Source organism: Thalassotalea nanhaiensis (genome assembly GCF_031583575.1).
In the GTDB taxonomy this organism is placed as follows: domain Bacteria; phylum Pseudomonadota; class Gammaproteobacteria; order Enterobacterales; family Alteromonadaceae; genus Thalassotalea_A; species Thalassotalea_A nanhaiensis.
Map to the genome: position 1 here is coordinate 3,454,246 of NZ_CP134146.1, position 23,231 is coordinate 3,477,476.

Annotated in this window: 19 protein-coding genes; 16 read left to right on the plus strand and 3 right to left on the minus strand. The window is 37.3% G+C overall.

Going from position 1 to position 23,231, the window contains the following annotated elements:
• Nucleotides 1-31: 31 nt before the first annotated feature.
• Nucleotides 32-2,599 carry a beta-glucosidase gene (locus RI845_RS14960; protein ID WP_348386974.1) on the minus strand — a complete coding sequence of 856 codons (2,568 nt, stop codon included), beginning with the start codon at nucleotides 2,597-2,599 and terminating at the stop codon, nucleotides 32-34.
• A gap of 570 nt (nucleotides 2,600-3,169) precedes the next feature.
• On the opposite strand from RI845_RS14960, the gene RI845_RS14965 reads away from it, so the two are divergent.
• The 6 genes from RI845_RS14965 (at nucleotide 3,170) to RI845_RS14990 (ending at nucleotide 12,074) form a co-directional block, all read left to right on the plus strand.
• Nucleotides 3,170-6,151, plus strand: a complete 2,982-nt coding sequence (locus tag RI845_RS14965; protein ID WP_348386975.1) for a TonB-dependent receptor — start codon at nucleotides 3,170-3,172, stop codon at nucleotides 6,149-6,151.
• Between the two features lie 204 nt (nucleotides 6,152-6,355).
• Nucleotides 6,356-7,921, plus strand: coding sequence for a tryptophan halogenase family protein (locus RI845_RS14970; protein ID WP_348386976.1), 1,566 nt, complete (start codon nucleotides 6,356-6,358; stop codon nucleotides 7,919-7,921).
• Nucleotides 7,922-7,944: 23 nt separating this feature from the next.
• Nucleotides 7,945-8,676, plus strand: coding sequence for a SapC family protein (locus RI845_RS14975; RefSeq protein ID WP_348386977.1), 732 nt, complete (start codon nucleotides 7,945-7,947; stop codon nucleotides 8,674-8,676).
• Between the two features lie 48 nt (nucleotides 8,677-8,724).
• Nucleotides 8,725-9,726 carry a cupin-like domain-containing protein gene (locus RI845_RS14980; protein ID WP_405054131.1) on the plus strand — a complete coding sequence of 334 codons (1,002 nt, stop codon included), beginning with the start codon at nucleotides 8,725-8,727 and terminating at the stop codon, nucleotides 9,724-9,726.
• Nucleotides 9,727-9,752: 26 nt separating this feature from the next.
• A complete protein-coding gene (locus tag RI845_RS14985) occupies nucleotides 9,753-11,237 on the plus strand; it encodes a tryptophan halogenase family protein (protein ID WP_348386978.1) in 1,485 nt (494 codons plus the stop codon).
• 6 nt (nucleotides 11,238-11,243) lie between these two features.
• A complete protein-coding gene (locus RI845_RS14990; RefSeq protein ID WP_348386979.1) occupies nucleotides 11,244-12,074 on the plus strand; it encodes a polysaccharide deacetylase family protein in 831 nt (276 codons plus the stop codon).
• Between the two features lie 107 nt (nucleotides 12,075-12,181).
• Here the strand turns inward: RI845_RS14990 and RI845_RS14995 are convergent, their stop codons facing one another.
• A complete protein-coding gene (locus RI845_RS14995) occupies nucleotides 12,182-15,001 on the minus strand; it encodes a trypsin-like peptidase domain-containing protein (protein ID WP_348386980.1) in 2,820 nt (939 codons plus the stop codon).
• A 376-nt stretch (nucleotides 15,002-15,377) separates the two neighbouring features.
• Between RI845_RS14995 and RI845_RS15000 the strand changes: the two genes are divergently transcribed.
• The 8 genes from RI845_RS15000 (at nucleotide 15,378) to RI845_RS15035 (ending at nucleotide 20,515) form a co-directional block, all read left to right on the plus strand.
• Nucleotides 15,378-16,052 (plus strand): RDD family protein, encoded by a 675-nt coding sequence (locus tag RI845_RS15000; protein WP_348386981.1) that lies wholly within the window; start codon nucleotides 15,378-15,380, stop codon nucleotides 16,050-16,052.
• 136 nt (nucleotides 16,053-16,188) lie between these two features.
• Nucleotides 16,189-16,704 carry a YcxB family protein gene (locus RI845_RS15005; protein WP_348386982.1) on the plus strand — a complete coding sequence of 172 codons (516 nt, stop codon included), beginning with the start codon at nucleotides 16,189-16,191 and terminating at the stop codon, nucleotides 16,702-16,704.
• 126 nt (nucleotides 16,705-16,830) lie between these two features.
• Complete coding sequence (locus tag RI845_RS15010) at nucleotides 16,831-17,322, plus strand: RDD family protein (protein ID WP_348386983.1); 492 nt, start codon at nucleotides 16,831-16,833, stop codon at nucleotides 17,320-17,322.
• Nucleotides 17,323-17,386: 64 nt separating this feature from the next.
• Nucleotides 17,387-17,743 (plus strand): DUF2750 domain-containing protein, encoded by a 357-nt coding sequence (locus RI845_RS15015; protein ID WP_348386984.1) that lies wholly within the window; start codon nucleotides 17,387-17,389, stop codon nucleotides 17,741-17,743.
• Between the two features lie 168 nt (nucleotides 17,744-17,911).
• On the plus strand, nucleotides 17,912-18,775 hold the full coding sequence (locus RI845_RS15020; protein WP_348386985.1) for a DUF2167 domain-containing protein: 864 nt from the start codon (nucleotides 17,912-17,914) through the stop codon (nucleotides 18,773-18,775).
• A gap of 116 nt (nucleotides 18,776-18,891) precedes the next feature.
• Nucleotides 18,892-19,389: a hypothetical protein gene (locus tag RI845_RS15025; protein ID WP_348386986.1), complete on the plus strand. Its 498-nt coding sequence runs from the start codon at nucleotides 18,892-18,894 to the stop codon at nucleotides 19,387-19,389.
• Between the two features lie 134 nt (nucleotides 19,390-19,523).
• Nucleotides 19,524-19,937, plus strand: a complete 414-nt coding sequence (locus RI845_RS15030) for a DUF3592 domain-containing protein (protein WP_348386987.1) — start codon at nucleotides 19,524-19,526, stop codon at nucleotides 19,935-19,937.
• Nucleotides 19,938-20,224: 287 nt separating this feature from the next.
• Nucleotides 20,225-20,515: a hypothetical protein gene (locus RI845_RS15035; protein ID WP_348386988.1), complete on the plus strand. Its 291-nt coding sequence runs from the start codon at nucleotides 20,225-20,227 to the stop codon at nucleotides 20,513-20,515.
• Nucleotides 20,516-20,594: 79 nt separating this feature from the next.
• Here RI845_RS15035 and RI845_RS15040 read toward each other — a convergent pair.
• Nucleotides 20,595-21,754 (minus strand): IS3 family transposase gene (locus RI845_RS15040; protein WP_348386989.1). Its coding sequence is split into 2 segments (ribosomal slippage): nucleotides 20,595-21,499 and nucleotides 21,499-21,754, totalling 1,161 coding nucleotides; the frame shifts between segments, so codons are not numbered across the junction.
• A 157-nt stretch (nucleotides 21,755-21,911) separates the two neighbouring features.
• Between RI845_RS15040 and RI845_RS15045 the strand changes: the two genes are divergently transcribed.
• Nucleotides 21,912-22,184: a hypothetical protein gene (locus RI845_RS15045; protein WP_348386990.1), complete on the plus strand. Its 273-nt coding sequence runs from the start codon at nucleotides 21,912-21,914 to the stop codon at nucleotides 22,182-22,184.
• Nucleotides 22,185-22,227: 43 nt separating this feature from the next.
• Nucleotides 22,228-22,878, plus strand: coding sequence for a hypothetical protein (locus RI845_RS15050; protein WP_348386991.1), 651 nt, complete (start codon nucleotides 22,228-22,230; stop codon nucleotides 22,876-22,878).
• Nucleotides 22,879-23,231: the final 353 nt, after the last annotated feature.

A 23,231-nucleotide genomic window follows, 5' to 3' on the forward strand; every position in this document is an offset into this window, starting at 1 on the left:
CGATTACTTATCAACCATGCATACGTTCGAGTTACTGCTGGTATTGGAAAGACTTACGTAAACGAACATCTGCAACAGAAGCACCTACAAGCACTTCAAATTCGCCTTGTTCAACAAGCCAATCATTAGTTTCAACATCCCAAAACGCCAAGTCTCGATTTACCAATTCCATTGTTACGGTTTTAGCTTCACCAGGTTTTAGAAATACCTTGGCAAAATCTTTCAACTCTTTAGCAGGTCTTGCAACCGACGCTTCTTTGTCTGACAAATAAAGCTGGACGATTTCTGCACCGGCTGTCGTTGATGTATTTTTGACAGTGGCAGTTACCGTTAACACGTCAGTTGAATTGATTGTTTCATTACTCAGTTTAATATCAGAATATTCAAAACTGCTATAGGAAATACCATGACCAAATGGAAATAGCGGCTTTATATTTTGCTGTTCAAACCATCGATAACCAATAAACACACCTTCGCTGTATAGAGACTCTTTTTCATTATAATCCTGCAAAGCGATAGGAGCAGTATCAGCAAGCTTAACTGGCAAGGTAATTGGTAATTTACCACTTGGGTTTACCACGCCAGTTAATACATTCATAAATGCATTACCGGCTTCCATACCACCATACCAACCCCAAACTATTGTACTTGCTTGTTCTACCCATGGCATTTCAACAGCTGAGCCAGCCACTAAAAAAACCACAGTGTTTTCATTTGCAGCTAAAAGCTTTGATATCACCTCATCTTGATTACCTGGTAGTTTCATATCGAGTCGATCAATAGATTCACGATCGTCCGCATGTGATAAACCACCAAAATAAATGACTGCATCAGCCGCCTTGGCAGCTGCAAGGTATTCACTCTCATCAGTAAATAAATCCCCAGGGGCATCCCAACCTAAGGTAAAGTTATTTTGGCCATCATAGTTAATTTCAAACTGATATTCTTGCTTTGCTGTTAACTGTATTGCTTGTTCAGTTACCTTGTCATTAACACCGTTTAATTGGATAACTTCTTTACCATCAATTAATAATGAAAACTGACCTTGCGCGGCAATTTTTAAATTATGCGTTCCTGTTTTCAACGGCTTTATCTTTGCTTTCATTGTGATGTACTGTTTTGCACTGCTCTTTGCATCAAATTTAGAATCAACGATCCACGATTCACTGATAAGCTTTTCTCGATTAATATCTTCAAATGAAGAGATATTCCAAGCCGGTGTTCCTGTCCAATGTCTACTTGCTACGTAATCACTAGCAATTGGCGATAGTGAACTACTTTTAGCCCGCATAACCTGAATATTAACATTTTCACCCAGTGCCGCTTGTAGTCCAGCCAACGGGGTAATTTCATATAATGATTTAACTTCTGAAGAGCCTCCACCCTGTCCATGCTTTTTATTTGCATTTGGGCCAAGAACCAGAACATTTTTTAATGTAGACTTTTCAAGCGGCAACACATTTAAGTCATTTTTTAATAAGATCACGCCCTCTTCAGCGATTTTAAGCGCAGCATTTTGATGAGATTCGGTATTACGCTCTCCTTCTGCACGATTTTCATCATACATTCCTATAGAGAACTGTAACCTTAATACTCGCCTTACCTTGTCATCAAGAACGGCCATGGGAACCTTGCCAGATTCAATCATTTTCTCTAAAGGTTTCGCTAAAAAATAGTCATCGTAACTATCAACATCAGTGCCCATTTCAAGGTCAAGACCATTCATAGCAGCATCGAAAGTGTTAATGTCGACATTCCAATCGGTAAGTAAAACGCCATTAAAGCCCCACTCGCCTTTAAGAATATCCATAACTAAATGCTTACTTTGGTTGGCATTTGTGCCGTAATATTCGTTATAAGCGCCCATAAAAGAATATACATTTGCTTCTTTCACCGCATATTCAAAGGCAGGTAAATATACTTCTCGCAGAGTGCGTTCATCAGGTTTAGCATTTACACCTATGCGGTTTAACTCTTGTGTATTTAGGGCATAGTGTTTAATAGTGGCGGCAACATCATGCTGCTGAATTGCTTTTATTTGTGGAACAACAAGTTTCGCAGCCAACATTGGATCTTCGCCCATGTATTCAAAGTTACGACCATATAATGGCAAGCGAGCAAGGTTTACTCCTGGCCCTAGGATCAAATCTTTCTCTCTATGTCTGGCTTCGCTGCCCAATACGTTGCCATGTAAAGCTGCGATATTTCGATCCCAACTTGCGGCAACCGAAGTAAGGTGCGGAAGGTACGTTGCATGATCATCTGTCCAGCCAGCTGAGCTCCATGAATCCCGTTGTATTTGATGTCTTACACCATGTGGCCCGTCAGAAAGCCACATTTCTTTAATCCCAACTCGGTCAATTGCATTGACATGGAATTTACCACTGGCATGGATTAGAGATATTTTTTCTTGGAGTGTTAGCTGGGTAAGCACTTCCTCTACATCTTGTTCAACAGAAGCTAATCTTGTTGCTTTTGATGTGTCAGCAGCTTGCAAGCTTGTGAGTTCTTCCGAGTTATCTTTAGACTTTTGTACATCAGCTTCACAAGCTAATAGCAACACTGTAGCCAATGACAGCGCAATATTTTTTACGATCATAGAAGTAGCCTTTGAATACCTTATATTAAGGTACGTTATTCTAATTTGATTAATTCATTTACACGGTAATAGTTGCCGTTGAATTTAATAAAAAGTATTTTTAAATTTTGCATTACGACAATGTAAGCGCTTACACAATATGAATGAATTGAATTTAAAACTCAATATTTTATTAAAAAATATTTCAGTTTTATCACTCAAGTAAAAAAATGCACAAGAAATAAATATGGCTATCAGCAAACCAATCATCCCGCGCAAAATAAACACGTGACTAACAAAACCGTAACAAAATAACAGTTATCTATGTTTTAAGGTGCGCCCTACAACCTAGCTGCAACACCATGATTTATCTAAGTTTACTTGCAAGACACCATAATTAACACCAAACAATAAAGTAAAATAATTGTTAAAAGCTGTTGACGGAATGAAAATATTAAATTAGTTTATGTAAGCGCTTACAAAAAATTACAAATTGTTAAGCTTGTTTTTTTAAACAGAAATGTAAGCGCTTACAAATTTAGTTACACAGAAATTCACTAAAAATAAAATAAGCACTCTGGGGAGAGTAAAGTGAAAACAAGAACATTTAACAAAACTAAACTAGCAACGAGTTTGTCGTTAATATTAGGAGCTTCCGTTATTAATACCACTTATGCGGCTGAAGAAGTTACCGCTGGTGATGATGTAGAAATAATTGAAGTTACCGGTATTCGCGGCAGTTTGACGAAGTCGGTTGACATTAAACGCTCTTCAAGAGGTGTTGTAGATGCAATTTCAGCAGAAGATATAGGTAAGTTTCCAGATACTAACTTAGCCGAATCTCTGCAACGTATTTCAGGTGTATCAATTGACCGTGATAATGGTGAAGGTAGCAAAGTAACCGTTCGTGGTTTTGGTCCTGACTATAACTTGGTAACGCTAAATGGCCGTCAAATGCCAACCGCGAACATCAATGATACTAGTGCTTCTGATTCTCGTTCATTCGACTTTGGTAACTTAGCATCTGAAGGTGTGAGCGCTGTTGAAGTATATAAAACAGGCCGAGCAGACGTTGCAACAGGTGGTATCGGTTCTACGATTAACTTGGTAACAATAAAGCCATTAAATGCTGGTAAACAAGCAGCAGTTAGCGTTAAAGGTGTGCATGATACATCAAGTGAAGATGGTGATAGCTTAACTCCTGAATTATCAGGTTTATATAGTGACACATTTGCAGATGGTAAATTTGGTGTTGCAATTACAGGTTCATACCAAAACCGCCAAAGTGGTTCAGCACGTGCTGGTGTTGATAACGGCTGGCGCCCACAAACAGGTGGCGTTGGTGACTGGGGTTCAGTTGGTGAAGGCCCAAATAACGTTAATGTACCAGCTGATGGCGTAACATACGCTGTTCCTCATAACGTATTATATGGTTTCAGTGAAGTAGACCGTACACGTACCAATGGTCAATTAACCTTTCAATATCGCCCTGTTGAAAACTTAACAGCAACACTTGATTATACCTACTCAAAATTAGAAGAAGAGTTAAATCAAAACATTCACTCTGTGTGGATGAGCTTAAACTATGCTGGCGGTTCAGAGTGGACTGATCCAGATGGCGATAACGTTTCTGCACCTATGATGATCCATGATATTGATGGCCCTTCAGATTTAGTAAGCCAAGTAGAGCAAAGTGCAAAAGTTAATGAAAATGATTCTATAGGTTTAAATTTAGAATACTTGGTAAATGACAACTTATCTTTTGCCCTTGATTTTCATAGTTCATCAGCAGAAGCAAAGCCTGACAGTATTTATGGTAACAGTAATACTATTCAAATGGCGACTTGGACTCGTGCAGAAACAAAAGTAGATTTCACTTCAGATTTCCCTGTTGTAGAAGTTGTATTCCCTGACGGTGTAAACGGTTTAACGCCAGATGACGTTAGAACTACCGGTACAAGTTTCAGAAACAGCTACATGAAATCAGAAATTGAACAAGTTCAATTAGATGGTACGTATGTATTTGATGATGGCATTGTTGAAAGTATCGACTTTGGTGTTGGCTTTAACAAAGTAGAGAACCGCAACGCATTCGCTAATGCAGAACGTCCTAACTGGGGTGGTACTGGTTCGGCAGACGATATTGACGATCAAATGTTACTTGATAGCAAAGATACAATGAAAGATCGCTTTGATAACATGCCAGGTGATAAATCAAATATGATCAATGAGTTTTGGGCTGTTGATTTTAAAACGATTGCTGATTTAGTTGGTGATTTATATTCAGATCCAAACGATCCACAAGCATGGCCATGTGGTTCAACCATTTGTGCTCCAACTGAATATACAACTGACAGACGTACAGAAGAAGAATCAACAAGCGCATATTTACAAGCTAATTTAGCGTTTGAAATTGGTGAAATGCCTGCGGCATTAACCATAGGTATTCGTTATGAGCAAACTGATGTTACTTCAACCACTCTTTTACCAGATGTAATTAACTTAGGTTGGGTATCTACTAACGAGTTTGAAATTGTACGTGCAGATAATGCAGTATTCTTTACTGGCGAAGGCGATTACGACTATGTTCTTCCTAACATAGATTTTAACATTGAGCCTTTAGAAGACGTTATTGTAAGAGCTTCATACAGTGAAACAATTACTCGTCCTGCGTACGGTAATTTAACTGCGGGTAGCCGTTTAAATGAAGTTCGAAATGGTGGTGCTACGGGTTCTCGTGGTAATCCAGGATTACTACCTGTTGAATCAGAGAATATCGACCTTTCACTTGAATACTACTACGGTGAAGCTAGTTATGTATCTTTAGGTTACTTCCAAAAAGATGTTGACCAAGTTGTTGGTAATAAAATAATCAATGAGTCACCTTATAATGTAACTGACCCGGCCTCAGGTGCGCGTTTTGATGCTGCTGTTGCTGCTACAGGTGGTGATCCATCTAATAGTGAAGCAATTCGTGAGAATATAGAAGCGTCAAACCCAGGTGATCAGTACATCATTCCAGCTGCAGGTGGAGCAATGACTCAAATTTGGGGTCATCCAACAGAAAACGGCATCTTAGATGTTGATTTTACTCAGCCGGTTAACCAAGGTAGCAATAAAGTAGACGGTTTCGAGTTTGCTATACAGCATTTCTTTGGTGATACAGGTTTTGGTGCTATGGCCAACCTTACCGTTGTAGATAGTGATATAGAATATGATGATGGTGATTTCTCAGGAAATCAAGTTACGCCGTTACTTGGCGTAAGTGATTCATACAATATTGTTGCCTTCTATGAAAAATATGGTTTCCAAGTTCGTGTTGCTTACAACTGGCGCGATGACTTCCTACAAGGAACTCATGATGGTCAAGGTCTAAACCCTGTGTATGTAGAAGATTACGGTCAACTAGATGCAAACATTAGCTACGAATTTAACGAAAACCTTGCTGTATTTGCTGAAGGTATTAACTTAACAGATGAGATCACTCGCAGTTATGGTCGCCATCAGTTAATGGTTAAGAACATCGAGCAATCAGGACCTCGTTATAATATTGGTATGCGATATAAGTTTTAATATTTAACATATATCAACTAACAAAGCCGCTGCTTGCAGCGGCTTTTATACTCATATGAATAGCTATTTTTTCTAATAAATATTTATTCACATTAGTATTATCTTTACTTACAAGCTCAACTAAAAGATAGTAGTTAATATCTAGAAAGTTATAAATAAAAACAAAACGTTAATTAAGTTTTTGGTCTAATTAATGGTATTGATATGAACAACCCCCTTAAAAAAGTTGTAATTGTTGGTGGTGGAACTGCTGGTTGGTTAACAGCAGGCATAATTGCTGCTGAGCACAATGCACATCGCGATGATGGTTTAGATATCACCTTGATCGAATCACCTGATCTTAAACCTATCGGAGTTGGAGAAGGTACCTGGCCAACAATGAGAGATACCATCCAATCTATCGGTATTTCTGAAAATGATTTTATCAGCTGTTGCGACGTGTCCTTTAAACAAGGCTCACAATTTGTTGGCTGGTGTGACGATACATCTGCTAATAGTTATTATCATCCATTTTTAGCACCACACGGTTTTGGTCAATCAAACTTAACCAAACATTGGCAACAATCAAAAACCTCAACTTCTTTTGCTCATACGGTTAGCTTTCAACCGCATTTATGTGACTATGGCTGTGCACCTAAGCAAAAACAAACACCTGAATTTGCCGCGGTTGCTAATTATGCTTATCACCTAAATGCTGCAAAATTTGCACAACTGCTGCAAAAACACTGTACTGAAAAACTCAAAGTGAAGCATATCAAGGACCATGTTACTGGCGTGAATGGCAACATTGATGACAATATCCAGTCTATTAGCACCAAACAACATGGCAATTTAAGTGCTGAGTTATTTGTTGATTGCTCAGGAAGCTCGGCTATTTTATTAGCGCAACATTACAAAATACCTTTTATCAACAAAAAAGACGTGCTGTTTAATGACACCGCACTAGCTGTACAAGTCCCCTATGCTAATGCGAATGAGAAAATTGCATCACATACTATTTCTACAGCGCACGATGCTGGCTGGATTTGGGATATAGGCCTGCCAACTCGTCGTGGTGTAGGCTGTGTTTATGCCAGTGACTATATGACTGATGACGGTGCAGAAGCACAGCTTCGTGCTTATTTATCTAACACACTGCCACAAAATATAATAAAAGAAGCAAATATTAGAAAGCTGTCTTTTATCCCTGGTTATAGAGAGAAGTTTTGGCACAAAAACTGTGTGGCTGTTGGCATGGCATCAGGCTTTCTTGAGCCACTGGAAGCATCTGCACTGGCATTGGTAGAATTATCCGCCAAAATGATTGCAAAAGAGCTGCCCGCAGAGCAATCAATCATGCCAATTACTGCCGAGCGATTTAATCGTCGTTTTCATTATCGCTGGCAACGTATCATTGAATTTTTAAAGCTGCATTATGTGCTTAGCAATCGCAGCGCAAAATACTGGCAAGACAACAAAGCTACAAACACCATACCTGATCGTTTACAGCAACTGTTGGCTTTATGGCAATACCAAGAGCCAACGTATAATGACTTTACCGAAATTGAAGAAATCTTTCCGGCTGCCAGCTATCAATACATCCTTTATGGTATGGGATTTAAAACCCAAGTTAGAGCAACATCAAGGCGAATTGATAACCAATTGCTTAGTGAAAAACTTATCACTGAAAACCAACAGTTATGCCAAAAGTATTTGGCAGGCTTACCGACAAATCGTGAATTAATTGACCATATTATTCATCAACAAATGAATAAAAAGTGTGCTAATTAAAATTATAAAAAACAGGAGTTCCCATGGCAAATCACGTGTTATTAAATAATATAGATCACCAAGATCTAAAAATTATTACCGAGAAATCAGAGCTGTACGGCAATAATAAAATGTACTCAGCTATATACCCATTTGAGTTTAAACATGCACAAGCTGATTACCCTATTTTTTTCTATAAAGATCAATCTACAAATGTTTATACCGCATTGGCGTTATTTGGGTTTGAAGACAAAGAGAACCTTTATCTTGAAGAAAACAAATGGAATGCCAGCTATATTCCATTAATGATCGAAAGGGAGCCTTTTTTAATCGGTAAACAAACCGTCGTTGAAAATGGCGAAAGCACAGAAAACCCTGTCATTCATATTGACCTGGATAGCCCAAGAGTAAGTAAAGACCAGGGTGAGGAAATTTTCTTATCGCATGGCGGTAATAGTGAATACATCAATAAAATAAGTACTACCCTGAAAGCACTGCATGACAGTAAAGAGTCTACCGACTTGTTTTTCAATACCCTTTCAGAGCTAGACCTTATTGAACCTTTTAATTTAGATATTCAATTACAAGATGGCTCAAATCATCGTTTAGCAGGCTTTCATACCATCAATGAAGAAAAACTAACCGGACTATCTGGTGAACAGCTTGAAAAATTAAACAAGTCTGGATTATTGATGCTTATTTACATGGTCATAGCCTCTCAGTCTAATATCGGCGGATTAATCCAAAAGAAACAAGACAAAGTACAAGCAAAGTAAACAGTAACTTTTGATGAGGCAGTTGTTATCAGCGATATATTTAGTCAGATAAAACCAGTTGAGCAGGTATCAAGCTGTAGTGCTGATAACATTCCTGCCAGCATTTTATCATCAACACAACCTATTATTTTGAAAGGACTGGTAAAGCACTGGCCAATTGTTTGCGCTGCGAATGAATCAAACGAATCAGCAGTGAATTACTTACAACAGTTTTACCAAGGGATGCCGGTAGGAGCAGGTTTTGGTGAAAGTAAGGATAATGGCCGTTTATTTTACAATGATGATTTATCAGGTTTTAATTTTGACCGCAAAACCATTGCCTTGGATACTTTCTTAACCGAACTGCTACAACCTGTGCAGCAGCCAACCGCAGCAAAATATGTTGGCTCTACTGACATCAATAAGTTGTTGCCAAGTTTTCGAGAGCACAATGACTTATCGGCGTTAAGTGAATTTAAGCCATTAGCGAGCATTTGGTTAAGTAATCGCTCTCGCATTGCTGCTCATCATGATACGCCTAATAACATTGCCTGCTGTGTAGCTGGCAAAAGACGCTTTACCTTATTTCCTCCAGAGGAAGTTAAAAATTTATATATTGGTCCGCTAGACCATACACCTGCGGGGCAAGCGATTAGCTTAGTAGATTTTTATGAACCTGACTTTGAACGTTTCCCAAAATTTGAACAGGCATTGGCAAATGCGCAAGTGGCTGAATTAGAACCAGGCGACTGTTTGTTTTTACCCAGTATGTGGTGGCACCATGTTGAAGGCCTAGATAATTTTAATATATTAATAAATTATTGGTGGCAAACAACCAATTTACAGATGGGTGCAGGTATGGATGCGCTTTATCATGCTTTGCTCAACATTAAAGATTTACCTGAGCAACAAAAACTTGCCTGGCAGGCAATGTTTGAACATTATATTTTTAACGTTGATGAAAATACCTTAGATCATATCCCTGAAGATAAACTTGGTATTCTTGATTCAAATTCAGATATGGCTGCTAGAAAAATACGAGCCATGCTATTAAACAAACTTAATCGTTAATCACAACAGTAAACATAGGTGATACAGTGCAAGATAAAAGAATTAAAAAAGTTGTCATTGCTGGTGGTGGAACTGCTGGTTGGATGGCCGCAGCAGCATTATCAAAGCTACTGGGCAAGAACCTTGATATTACCCTGGTAGAATCTGATGAAATCGCAACCGTAGGTGTTGGGGAAGCAACGATACCAACGCTGCAATATTTTCATAAATTATTAAACATTAATGAAGCCGAGTTTTTAAAAGAAACTCATGGCACGTTTAAGTTAGGTATTAAGTTTGAAAATTGGCGCACTAAAAATGAAGATTATTTGCACGCCTTTGGTGTAACCGGTCAAGATTGTTGGGCTGCTGGCTTTCAGCATTTTTGGCTAAAAGGTCGCCAGCAAGGTATCGCCAGTGATTTTGGTGATTACTGCTTGGAGCAAGTAAGCGCGGTAAGCGAAAAATTTGCACACTTACCAAATAACGGCCTTAACTATGCCTATCACATTGATGCTACACGATATGGACAATATCTTAGAAAAATGAGCGAAGCTCATGGCGTTACGCGTGTTGAAGGAAAAATAGAACAAGTAAAACAAAATCATGAAACAGGCTTTATTGAGTCCTTAAGCCTAGCTAATGGCAAAGTAGTTGAAGGTGATTTATTTATCGACTGTACCGGTCAGCGCGCATTGTTAATTGAAGGGGCATTACACACTGGTTTTGAAGACTGGTCGCATTGGCTACCTTGTGACTCTGCCATTGCAGTGCAAACTAAGTCGGTTGCTGAACCAATTCCATATACCCGCTCTATTGCTCATGACTTTGGTTGGCAGTGGCGCATCCCATTACAGCACCGAGTTGGTAATGGTATGGTGTATTGCAGTAAATTTGTCAGCGATGAACAAGCCAAAGCTGTTCTTGAAGAAAACCTGGTCGGTGAAAAAATTACCGAGCCACGAGTAATTAAGTATCGAACTGGTACAAGGCGTAAACATTGGAACAAAAACTGTGTTGCGGTTGGCCTTTCAAGTGGATTTTTAGAGCCTCTAGAGTCCACCAGCATTCACCTTATTCAACAATCAATTGTACGTTTAATGCGGATGTTTCCTCACACTGGAATTAAGCAAACTGATATTGATGAATTTAATTTGCAAACCAAGTTTGATACCGAAACAACCAGAGACTTTATCATTTTACATTATTGCCAGCACAATCGAAGCGATACAGAATTTTGGCGTCATTGTCGCAATATGCCGATCCCTGAGCGATTATCTCATCGTATTGAACTGTTTAAAGAAACAGGGCGAGTATTTCGTAAAAACAATGAATTGTTTGATGATTCATGGATGCAGGTGATGATTGGTCAAGGTTTAATACCTGAAAGTTACCACCCTATTGTAGATAATATGAGTGATGATGAATTAGTTCGCTTTTTAGATCATATAAAAACCAACATTAAAGGTACTGTAGGTCAGTTGCCAAATCATCAAGCTTTTATTAAGCAGTATTGCAATTCTGGCGATTAAATTTAAATGATGCCAATAAATAGCTCTAAGTTGTGGGTTTTAATGTTTGTTGCTTCTGCAATGGCATTACCCACATTGGCTACGGAGCAATTTATTTGGCCTAACAATGCCAAAGCAGCCATAAGCCTTTCTTATGATGATGCCTTAAACAGCCAATTAGATAATGCGCTTCCTGCGCTTAATCGCTTGAACTTAAAAGGCTCATTTTATTTAACCCTTAACTCACCTGCAGTCGATGAACGATTAGAAGAATGGCGAAATGCTGCCCAGCAAGGACACGAACTCGGTAATCATTCAATTAATCATGCCTGTAGTGGCTCGTTACCTGGCAGAGATTGGGTGTCTGTTCACAACGACCTTGATAACAAAACCTATGAAGAGATAATCCAAGAAATTAAAACAGCTAATAGCTTTTTAAAGGCCATTGATGGGGAAACTATCAGAACGTTTACTGTACCCTGTACAGATCAGCTGGTAGAACATAAAAATTACGTGCACGCACTGAGAAATATTTTTGTTGGTATTAAATCTCAGGTTGGTAACGTCCCTGAGAATATCAATGCATTTGATGTCATGGATGCGCCGGTATGGGCACCTAACGGCAATTCAGGAGCCGAACTTATTGCTTATGCAAAGCAAGCTGCCAAACACGGCACAATTGCAAATTTTACCTTCCACGGAATTGGTGGCGATCACTTATCTGTTTCGACAAAAGCCCATCAAGAACTATTAGGTTATCTAGCCAAGAATAAAGATATTTACTGGGTGGATACCTATCGAAATATTAGTTTATACATGAAAAAACATCATCCGCAAAAGCAATCAAAGAATCCATAGTGTAGCCAAAGTTCAGTTAAACATTCGCAGGGCATACTTGTTAGTTCAGATCATGCCCCTGCTTCAAACGAAAAACTCGCTCAATATACAATTAACTTGGGAGAGGATTAGTGACGTAATAAATGGTCTATTTTTTCCCATTCTCCATCAGTGTATTTGATTTCATAAAATGGCCAGTAATTATTATCAACTCGCAAGGTAATTACCTTAGAATTATTTTTAAAGTCTAACGTTTTAACTAAGACTGAAGACTGGTGTTTTTTTCCTTTTACTGCCTCTACAAAATCATCTGTTGTTTCGATTGATTTTCCGTCAATTTCTACAATACGCTGCATAGCGTATAGCCCATAACGTGTCGCTGGTGAACCGTAACTATAGCTGGCTACATATACACCGTCGTCACTAACATTACCTTGTTGCTGCGCGGCACGATGTGGTGCGTGAAGATATAAACCTGACCAATAAAACACTTGCTCTATATCTTGGCCATTTAACAACGTTGTTGTTAATCTCTTAGAATGAATTTTACCTTCACTTAAATAAGTTACCTCTACTTCAGGTGATTGCGTTAATAATTCTACTTGTCTAAAAGAAGATACAGGGGTGTCATTAATAGCTAATAAAAGATCCCCTCGTTTAAATAATTCAGCACTCTTTGAACTTTCTGCCACATTGTAAACGGCAAGTAATTTATCTGTTTGTGGGTTTTGGTGCGCAATTTTATTTAACCATTCCTCTGGTAACCCCATTTGCAATGCGTTAACGGGGGCAATTTTCGTTAAGTTTAAATCAATAGAATAAATTGGTTTTCGCCCCTCATTCAATAGCATTATCTCTTCAATATACTCAGCAGAAATTCCAGTCAAAATTGTATTAACATCATTGCCGTTACTTTCTTCAAAGATAGTCCATAACGCAACCACTTCTTCAGCTTCGTTAATTAAAATTCCGTCTATTGAATAGTTAGGATTAACAAGATTAATTGTATCTATATTTTTTTCAATAAACTGTGGCACGTTAAACTGCTTAAGCCAAAGTTCATCATTAGTATCAACATTGGTATCACGATATTCGATTACGCCTTCATAATTCAGACCTATCTGTCTTATTGGGTCTCCCGGTTTAATTGCCTGTTTACTTAAGATTATTTCAGCAACCGCTAGATGAGAAACCGATGAAGGTGCATATGAGACTAAAGATAAATTATGCAACGGATGTATATATTCAACTTTGCCTTTAACTTCTATACGGTTATTAAATATTAATTTAACGTCTCCTAACGAGCTAAACACTACACTTCGAGGGACGACAACCCAGCCTTTTTCTCTATCAACAATAACGCCTGTACCACTTGCTGAATTCTTTCCACTTCGACCTTGAATAGAATAAGGACTGGAAAAGTTCACTTCAACTAACGCATGTTCTGGTTTAGTGCTTATAACCATTGAATCATGATTTATACTCTCGTCAAGCTCTACCGCCTCTGGTATCTTTGACGATTGACTACATGGCCAGTAACCTAAAAGAGGATCTTTATGACAATAGCTATGTTCAAACCATGTTCTATTAATTTCAACTAGAGCATAATTGCTAGTATTGGGATCGTTAAGGCTAAAGTATCGAAGGTGAACCTTAGTTCCATTTATAATGCGGCTTAGTTGTTTGTCAAACTCTTCTACTGTATCAACGTGTACGCCATTAAATTCGGTTATTAAACTTTTATTAGGTACGCCTGCATTCGAGAAACTCCCCGCTGAAACCGCAACGTAAACTCCTTTTATTGGTTTGTTAAAATGCCTAGCTTGCTGATATGACAAATTATGAAAAATTCCGCCGTCAAATTTTAAAAATGATAAAGGCATCATCATATCTAAATCATCAACAATTATCGAAGTTGATAATACTTCTCCGCGCCTTAAAACAGACAGGTTAATAGTCTTATTTACATGGCTATTTAAGCTGTTTTCGAGTGCTGAAAAATCGGCAAGAGATTGCTCATTGATAGATAATAAAATATCGCCTACTTCAAGAGAGCTTGCTGCAGAGCTTTCAGGGATTATTGATTTAACGACTAATAGACCCGGTAATTCTGGAAATTGATTGCGATACTTTGCTTCTAAATCATCACCTAACCCTAGCCTTTTTAATTCAGCATATGGCTTAGCGTGAAAGGTTGTTTGTATAGAGCCTCGAGAAATTATTTCGTTAGTCTGTAATTTTTTTAATGCTATTTTGACTTTTTCTAAAGGTAGATAAAAGGCATGAGCTGATTTGGTTTGACTGCCAGCGTTGAGGGCAACAACTTCACCATGTATATTGATGACAGGAGAGCCTGAAGAACCACCAGTTGAAGCCGTAGCTGCTTGAATATAGAAAGTATTAAAATCGTTATACCTTCCAAGACCGTACACTGGTGCGTCACGATCAAGTCTAGCAATAGTACCATCTAAAATAGATATTTTTTGTCCTGCGTCATTGCCAATAATGCGAATTTCTTGACCAATTTTTGGATTACTATTACTTAGCTTAAATTGATGTGGTTGTAGGTGTTTTATTTGGCTAGGATCATAACTAAAGAAGCCAAAATCATGAACAGGATCAATATATAAAGGTGTTAAATCAATTTCTTCATTATTAATTAATATTGCTTTCGCAGTAACCGGCCCTGGTGTCACTATATGTCGATTGGTTAAAATAATTCCTCGTGCAGCATCGACAATAAAGCCGGTGCCATAACCACTACTATTCCACTTCCCATCGAAACTTACAGGTACGTCAGTTTGAATACTGACTACGCCACTAGAAACTAACGTAACAGTGTCATTCCAACTTTTTTTGCTTGTTAATGGCGATGAACAACTGGTTAAAAAAATAAATGAAAACAATATTACTAAAGTGTGTGTTATGTTTTTGTTTTTATTGAACATCCCTATTGACCTTATCCTTAGGTTTATATGTATCGATTGTGATATACAGAAATTTTTAAAGAGCTTAACTATCTACTTAAAAATGAATATTGTAAAGTCCAATAGCATGAATGATTACTACCAAATGTTAGCAGTAATGGTATCTGAATTGATTGCAAAACAATTTAAGTACTGTTTGTCTCTGACGAGTAAATAATATCTGTATTGAAAACCCATATTAACACTAAGCGATGGTCGAACCCGCTCAAGCAGTATCAATTTATTATCGTTTTTTCATCAATTACTTAACATTCTAAACCTTTAGTATTGCTATAGATTTAACACAGTGTATGTTATTCACTTAACAGAACTTTTAATTATTTTTGGGTTAATCCAAATGCTAAATTACGAGCCAGATTTTTCTACGTATTCTTACGAAGAGTTATTAGATGCCAAAAGAAATATTGATAAAGAAAGCTATCCTCAAAGATATGAAACGATTGTTCAGCTATTGAGCGACCCTACTCGTGAACTTAACGCGAAAACCCAAGCTATAGAAGAGGTTGAAGTTAATAAATACTCAACTTTCTGGCCTCGTTTTTGGGCGGCTATAATCGACGGAATTGTATTTGCAATCATATTATATATTGAGTGTTTGGTCTTTGGAGTTGAATACAGCACTCAAGATAAATTCCTTCAAGCCTTGAATGGCGTTCAATTTGCTATTTATGCCATTTTTATGCACGGCTATTTCGGTCAAACTCTTGGGAAAATGTTGATGAATGTTAAAGTACTTAATCATGACACAGAGTCTGAAATCGGTGTTAAACAGGCACTTCGCAGGGAATCAGTTAATTTAGCGATCAATATTTCTTGGGTGGTAATTATTATGATAGTCGCTACTTCATTAGAAATGTCTGGGACCATTTCAGAAAGCCTATCTTACACTGTCTTGGGATTTGGTATCTTAGCTATGATTTGGGGTATATCTGAGTTTGTTACCATGTTATTTAATGATAAACGCAGAGCCCTACACGATTATATTGGAAAGACAGTGGTAGTACGTACATAAGTGATTAAAGAATCAATACTTATAGCAGTAATAAGCGAGCAAGAGACATTCAATATCAAATTAAAAAGAGTAGGCGTTATTACTGAGATGTCTACTTAATAAACTGTTATACGTATCTCAAGTTAAGGAGAACAATTTGAAATTCAAGGTAGAAATATCAAAAGCTGATTATGATGCATTTAATGCATACGCTTCATCCAAGTTATTAAAATCTCACTATTGGTTGGCAGTGATAAAAAACGTGATTCTTTGGTTAGTCTTAGGTGCAATATTTATGTCCTTTTTTCAATTCCTATCCGGAGGCATTGAGAGTAAATATTTTTACACCATTTTAGCGATATCAACTCCATTATTAATTTATATAGTTCTTGGGAAATTGGAGGAACATAAACTAGTCAAAAGTTTCACTCCAAATCAAAATGGAATTATGATTGGCTCTAAAGAATTCGAAATAAATTCAGATGGCATAAAGGAGACTCACCTTTTTGGTCATAACTTTTATAAATGGAACGTGGTTGAGAATATAGAAGAAGCAAATGGCTCTGTTTACGTTTTTGTTGATAAGGTTCTTGCTTTGATATTTACATCTGAGTCTTTTGAGTCAAAAGAAATTAAAGATGAGTTTCTATCTAAAGTGCAAAAATACGTATAACAAGGCGCTCAAGCAGGATGCAAAACAATTGGCTCGCGTTCGTGCCTCACTAATTTTAGCCAACTATTATTTACCCCTTAAATGGGCGTTTGGTATTTAATAATACACATCAAAAATGGAGATAAAATGAGTATTAATGAAATGGAAACATTTGAATCACAACAAGAGTATGTTGGTTTTTGGGCTCGATTTGGGGCAACTATTATTGACTCTTTAATATTAATCGCAATTACTTTTCCTCTTTTACATTCAATCTATGGTAGCCAATATTGGGAAGCTGAAGAAATGATTGTAGGACTTCCTGATTTTTTAATTAGCTGGGTATTTCCCTTAGTGGCTACAATCCTGTTTTGGGTTTATAAATCAGCAACACCAGGGAAAATGGCTCTTAAAGTAAAAATTGTTGATGCTAAAACGGGAAATGCCCCCACGACTCAGCAATCTATAATTCGCTATGTTGGCTACTATATTTCTGCAATACCTCTTTGCCTAGGTTTTCTTTGGGTTGGCTGGGATTCAAAAAAGCAAGGGTGGCATGACAAGCTTGCGGGCACCGTAGTAATTGCTCCAAAAAATAAAGGCGTAGAAAACGTTTCTTTTTCAGAAAACAATACCTAACAAGAGTTTAAAGTGGAACTGAGCAAACTGTTAACGACCCTTTAATGGGCATTAGGAATACCAAATGAGTAGTGGAAGCTCTCAAGCAAATGCATTCTATGAAGAAGTTTCAGAAAACCAAAGGTTATGGTTTGCGGAAACTGAAAGTGGCGACGCTTTAGAATTTGATATCGACAATGATCAGGTATCCTTTCCTCTTTGGTCTTCTAAATCAAGAATTATAAGGTTAAAAAAACTTAATCCTGATTTGTTGGCTGAGTACTTACCGAGAGAGATCTCTTGGTTATTCTTCAAGGAAGTTTTAGCGCCTATGCTAATGGAGAATAAACGACTGATTGGTGTTAATCTCAATGGTCAAAACCTGACGGGTATTGATTTACCTGTAGAGTCTCTAATTAAACAAATAGAGGCTTTTGCGTAGGGTGTTTCCTAACAAGCAGTTAAAGCGGGACTTATTACAGTTTGCTCGGCTCCGCTTCGCTTAACATTTTAGCAAACTATTATCAGCCCCTTAAATGGGCGTTAGTTGCTCTAAAAGGTTTGGAGCACAATCAACATAAATTATAACTACAACAATAAGGAAATAATAATGCGTTTAGGACTACTATATTTTTTTGTCATGTTTTTCTCCGCCTCTGTTTACTCTCAAGATGATGAATATTTAACCCAAGTACAACAGCTTGATTGGAAAGGTGCTGCTGAAGGTTATGAAATCCCTTCAAATGATGCAAAAATTTCAGTCAGTGAAAATGAATACTTAGTTTTAGGAAAAGATGCTCATAAATTCATGCTTCTGACAGAAGGTCATGACGGGTTTAAGCCAGATGCAGTTAAACTAAAAATCCATGCTGATGAATCTGAATCTACAGCAATCTATCAACGTAATGATATAGGTTTCGTTAAAACTGACGATTGGGAAGAAAACATTGATGCTGATGATATGCTGTCACAAATTACTGAAGGAACAGAAGAAGCAAATAAAATAAGAGCCGAAGGTCATCCAAAATTATATATTGATGGGTGGGCACAGCCTCCATTCTTAGATAAAGATAATTCTATTATTTATTGGGCTATCAACGGCCATACAAGTGACAATAGAAAATTTATTAATGCTAAAGCACTGAAATTAGGTCGAAAAGGTTATACCGATGTGATTTGGACTGGTTTACCAGAGCAATTTACAAATGCGGAAACTGTATTGGAGCCAGTTTTGGCAAGTTACTCATATAATGAAGGATTTCAATATGATGATTTTATGCCTGAAACAGATACTGTTGCTGCAATGGGAGCTGGAGCATTAGTTTATAAATTAGCTACAGGAAAAGCAGCTGTTAAAGCTGGTTTTATCGCTGCAGCAGCAATTTTTGCTAAAAAGTTTTGGTTTATTATATTTCTACCATTCGTTTATGGTTGGAAATGGATTAAGAACAAATTTTCCAATAAATCAGAATGAGCAACTAACAAGCTGTTCAAGCGGGACTAATTACAGTTGGCTGTTTCGCTCCGCTCACATTATAGCCAACTATTATCAGCCCCTTATTGGGGCGTTATGTATTCAAGGAAGGTTTAGTGAATAATTCAAATAAAATAATAATAAGTTTACTTGTTGCTAATTTAGCTGCAACTGTATGGTTTGGTACTAACACTACAGCAGTAGTATCAAGTCAAAAACCTTATGAGAAAGCGTCTCAGCATCAATTACCAGATTTAATCAATAGTTCTGTAAAGTCTGAAATTCTAAACACATTTATTAAACATTTTAATTCCAAGAATTATGATGCTTTATACGATATGTTTGGTCCAGTAGCTAAAGCTCAAATTCCAAGAAAAGACATGGATGTAGAGTTTGGTAAATTAACCAAATACTTTCATAGCGTTGAGAGCGGTAGTTTCAGTTTTGCGGAATTTTCCGGGCAGCAAGGCAGCTCAACAGTGTATGTACTCAATTACACAGTAAATCTTTCTGAAAAAAGTGATTTTGGAGAAATTGGCACTTTAAAGATTACTATTGCAATTGATGGTAATGAGTATCAAATTTACGGTATTCGATTAAACGGTGAAACGTAGTAAGAATATATAACTAGCCAATTAAAACGGGACTGCTAACAGCTTGCTCAGTTCCGCTTCGCTACACAAGTTTAGCAAGCTATTATAAGCCCATCATTAGGGGTTATATGCCTAAAAGGAGAAAAGTGTAAATTATGGATAATACAGAAATCATTATATTAGTTGTATTTGGAGCTTTGTTTCTATTCGAACTATGGGCTGTTATCCAGTCCATATTGGCTAAGAGTTGGAGTACAACTAAAGGTGAAGTATTAGAATCTGATTTAGATGTTGATCATCGAGGTGGAGCAACAGTTGCTATTAAATATTCTTATTCAGTTAATGGCAAAGAGTACACATCCTCTAACTCTGTATTTGGTTATGTTGGATATGTATTTTGGTGTATCAGAAAATGGTATATCAATGAAGATGATTTAACAGTTTACTATAACCCCAAAAAGCCAAATAAAGCTGTTTTAGTTACGGGGCTAAGAGTTTTCTTTATTGTAGAGTTTATACCATTCGGTGTGTTTTATTTTTGGTACTTAAAGCCAATTTACGGCATATAACAAGGTATTCATTAGGACAATTTACGGTTGGCTGTTGTTCGTACCTCACAGATTTTACCAATTACAAATAGCCGCTTAATGTGGCGTTAACTCAAGTATATGAGAGAATACTAACAGGCAGATAATGGCACTTTTGAGTTAGTCACGGCTTTAGGCTTTAAGTTACTGTAATCAAAAGCCTAGCGGCAGTAATGAGTGAGGAGCCGCCATTGACAGTTATGTAATCCCGTGCTTAAACATGAAAACTATCCACTTAATAAATCTGTTATCTGAACCTAGAGGCTGACATGTATCTTTCGCCAAGCAATTATAAAAATGTACTTAGAGTCGTTGGTTTAATATTTATTTGTATTGGCCTAGTTATGGGGTACTCCGCAATCGAAGCCATGTTAAATCCAAATGTTAGTGTTGTTCTGAATGGTGTAAGTAGAAATGACACTGAGGCTAAGTTATTTGGTTTATTTATTCCGTGCATAATTACAGTTGTTGGTTTTTGGTTATGCTTATCAAAAGGACAATCGTTAACAAATTTACATAAAGTTAGAGAGTCATTCTGGTCTATATTTCATGGTAAATAGTTCTCATTCAAGCCGCTCAAGCGGGACAATAGGTCTGTCTGGTTATGGCACTTTGATCTTGCCCCAAAAATATGGACAGTTAATTTAAGCTTTTAGTCATCTTCTCAAAATTTGAAGGGCTTTTATAACCCAGATAACTGTGAAGCCTCTTTCTATTATAGAAGCATTCAATGTAATCGAATATATCGAGCTGTGCTTCTTGTCTTGATCGATAACTGTATTTTCGAACACGCTCTCGCTTTAACGAACCGAAAAAACTCTCAACAACCGCGTTATCATAGCAATTTCCTCGTCTGCTCATGCTACAAAGAATCCCATTTTTATTTAGAAGTTCTTGGTAATCCAAACTCGCATATTGCGCGCCTTGGTCTGAATGAATTATTAATCCTTCATCAGGTTGCCTAACGGCCACAGCCATCGTTAACGCGTTCATAGCGATGTGACGGCCCATATTCTTATCCATCGACCAGCCAATGATTCTACGCGAGTACAAGTCCATTACGACCGCTAAATAGACAAATCCTTGTTTGGTTTGTATGTACGTAATATCAGACGACCAAACTTGGTTGGCAGCGTCTACTTTAAAGTTTCGACGTAACCTATTGGGTGCTATTTTTGAGTATTGATTCGGTTGAGCGTAGCCTCTAGCAAGCCTTTTAGGACAACCTTTTAATCGAGATTTCGCCATTAATTTAGCGACTCTATTCTTACTGCAATGGTGCCCCTCGGACATCAATACTTCTTTAACTCTTGGTGCACCATACACGCCACGGCTTTGCTGATGAATTTCAGAAATTAGCTTGGTAAACCTGATGTTCTCTTGCTTCGTTTTACTTAACGGACGAGTTGACCAAGCATAAAAACCACTGCGTGAAACACTTAAAGCCTTGCACATCATTTGAATCGAATAATTGTCGCGGTGCCGCTTAATACAACGAAACTTTAATCGGACTCCTTGGCGAAGAACACCACCGCATCTTTTAAAAAATCACGCTCTTTCTTAACTTTAGCCAGCTCCTTTTTGAGCTGTGTAATTTCTGTATTGCGAGTGGCTGTTGAGGCTTTAAATGCATCATCACCTTTTAAACGAAACTCATCTCGCCAACGACTTAGTTGCCTCGTACTGATGCCTAAGTCTTCACAAACGGTGACATCTGTGACACCATCTTCTGAGGCTCTTAATAAAGCCATTCGTTTAAACTCAGCAGGGTATCGTGTGTAACTTTTGCCTTTGGTCATAAACACCTCCAGTTGTATCTCTACAACAATTGTAGTGTGTCCACGAAAATAGGGTAAGACGACTTTTGCGTCGGTTAGTGAATTAAAACAAACACCTAACGGCAGAAAAAAAGCGACAAGCGGTCGTTGAAATTGGAAGTAAATAAGTATTACAAATATGGATATTAACAATAAACAAATGAAAAGTGATGCTCGAATAGCCTCCTATATTTTTATAGCTTTGAACATTACCATGGTGCTTTTTTTCTTTGCTGAAGGTACGACATCGGTATTTGGTATTGTAATTCTTTTTGTTCAATTTCTATTAATAGTATTTTGGCTTTTCCCTGTTTTCTGTTATCAACTTTTCGTTAATAAAATGGATAGGAAACTGGCTTTATATAAAGCTCTAGCTTCATATAAAGAAGCGATGAGTCACGTATCATGGTAACAGAGCGAATCTCGGACTTTAACAACCAAAACATGAGAGAAAAATGAGTACATTTGATTTAATATTTTTTGGTGCATTACTAATAGCATTAATTTTCACTTCTAAAATTGCAAAGAAACGAAAATCTAAATTTCAAAAGTCTACTAACAATTTTTTATCTGCATATGAGTTCGAAAAGGTTACTTCAATTCCTTCAGAAATTTATAGACATGGTTTTAGTATATTTGATTTAGGTGGTGATGAATTGATTGAAAATATACTCCAAAAAGTGAACCGCTCGTGTAAAACTTATATATTTGATTATAAATACTCACCTAACAATCAAGCTACCCAATTAACCACTCAAAGAGCTATTTTTATTAAACTTTCCAATGACTTATTATATAATTTTAACCTTAAACCAGAAGGTGTCATTGATAAAATCAAGCAAGCAATAGGTTATGAAGACATTGATTTTGATGACTTTAAAGAGTTCTCTAGAAAATACGCTCTTCATTCTTCAGAACGACTTAAGGTTGAAGAACAGTTCCCACATGAACTCATAAATATTTTAGAAAAAACTGACGGGATGTTCATTGAAGCTAGAAAAAATTGCTTACTGATATATAACAAATCTGAGCATGAATACTCTGAATATGAACCGTTATATTTAGAAGCCAACAAGTATAAAGAGCTTATACTTGCTAGCACTTAATTGTTTATTTACAGTCTGCTCCTGGCACTTTTGAGACGTTCAATAGATCCTGAAACAAGTTCAGGAAGTAGGAACTTTTATAGCCACGATACGCTTAATGAGGTCCCCGATGTCGCTTGAGCTCCTCGAGGATGACGGCGTATTTTCTCTACTACCGCTCCTGGCACTTTGCAGACCAATTAAAGATCCAGAAACAAGTTCAGGAAGTTGAACTTTTTATATCCACAATTCGCTTAATGAGGTCCCCGATGTCGCTTGAGCTCCTCGAGGATGACGGAGTATTTTCTCTACTTCTGTTTCTTGCAAAAAGCCGACGAATTTAAGATCTTGAAACAAGTTCAGGAAGTTGAATT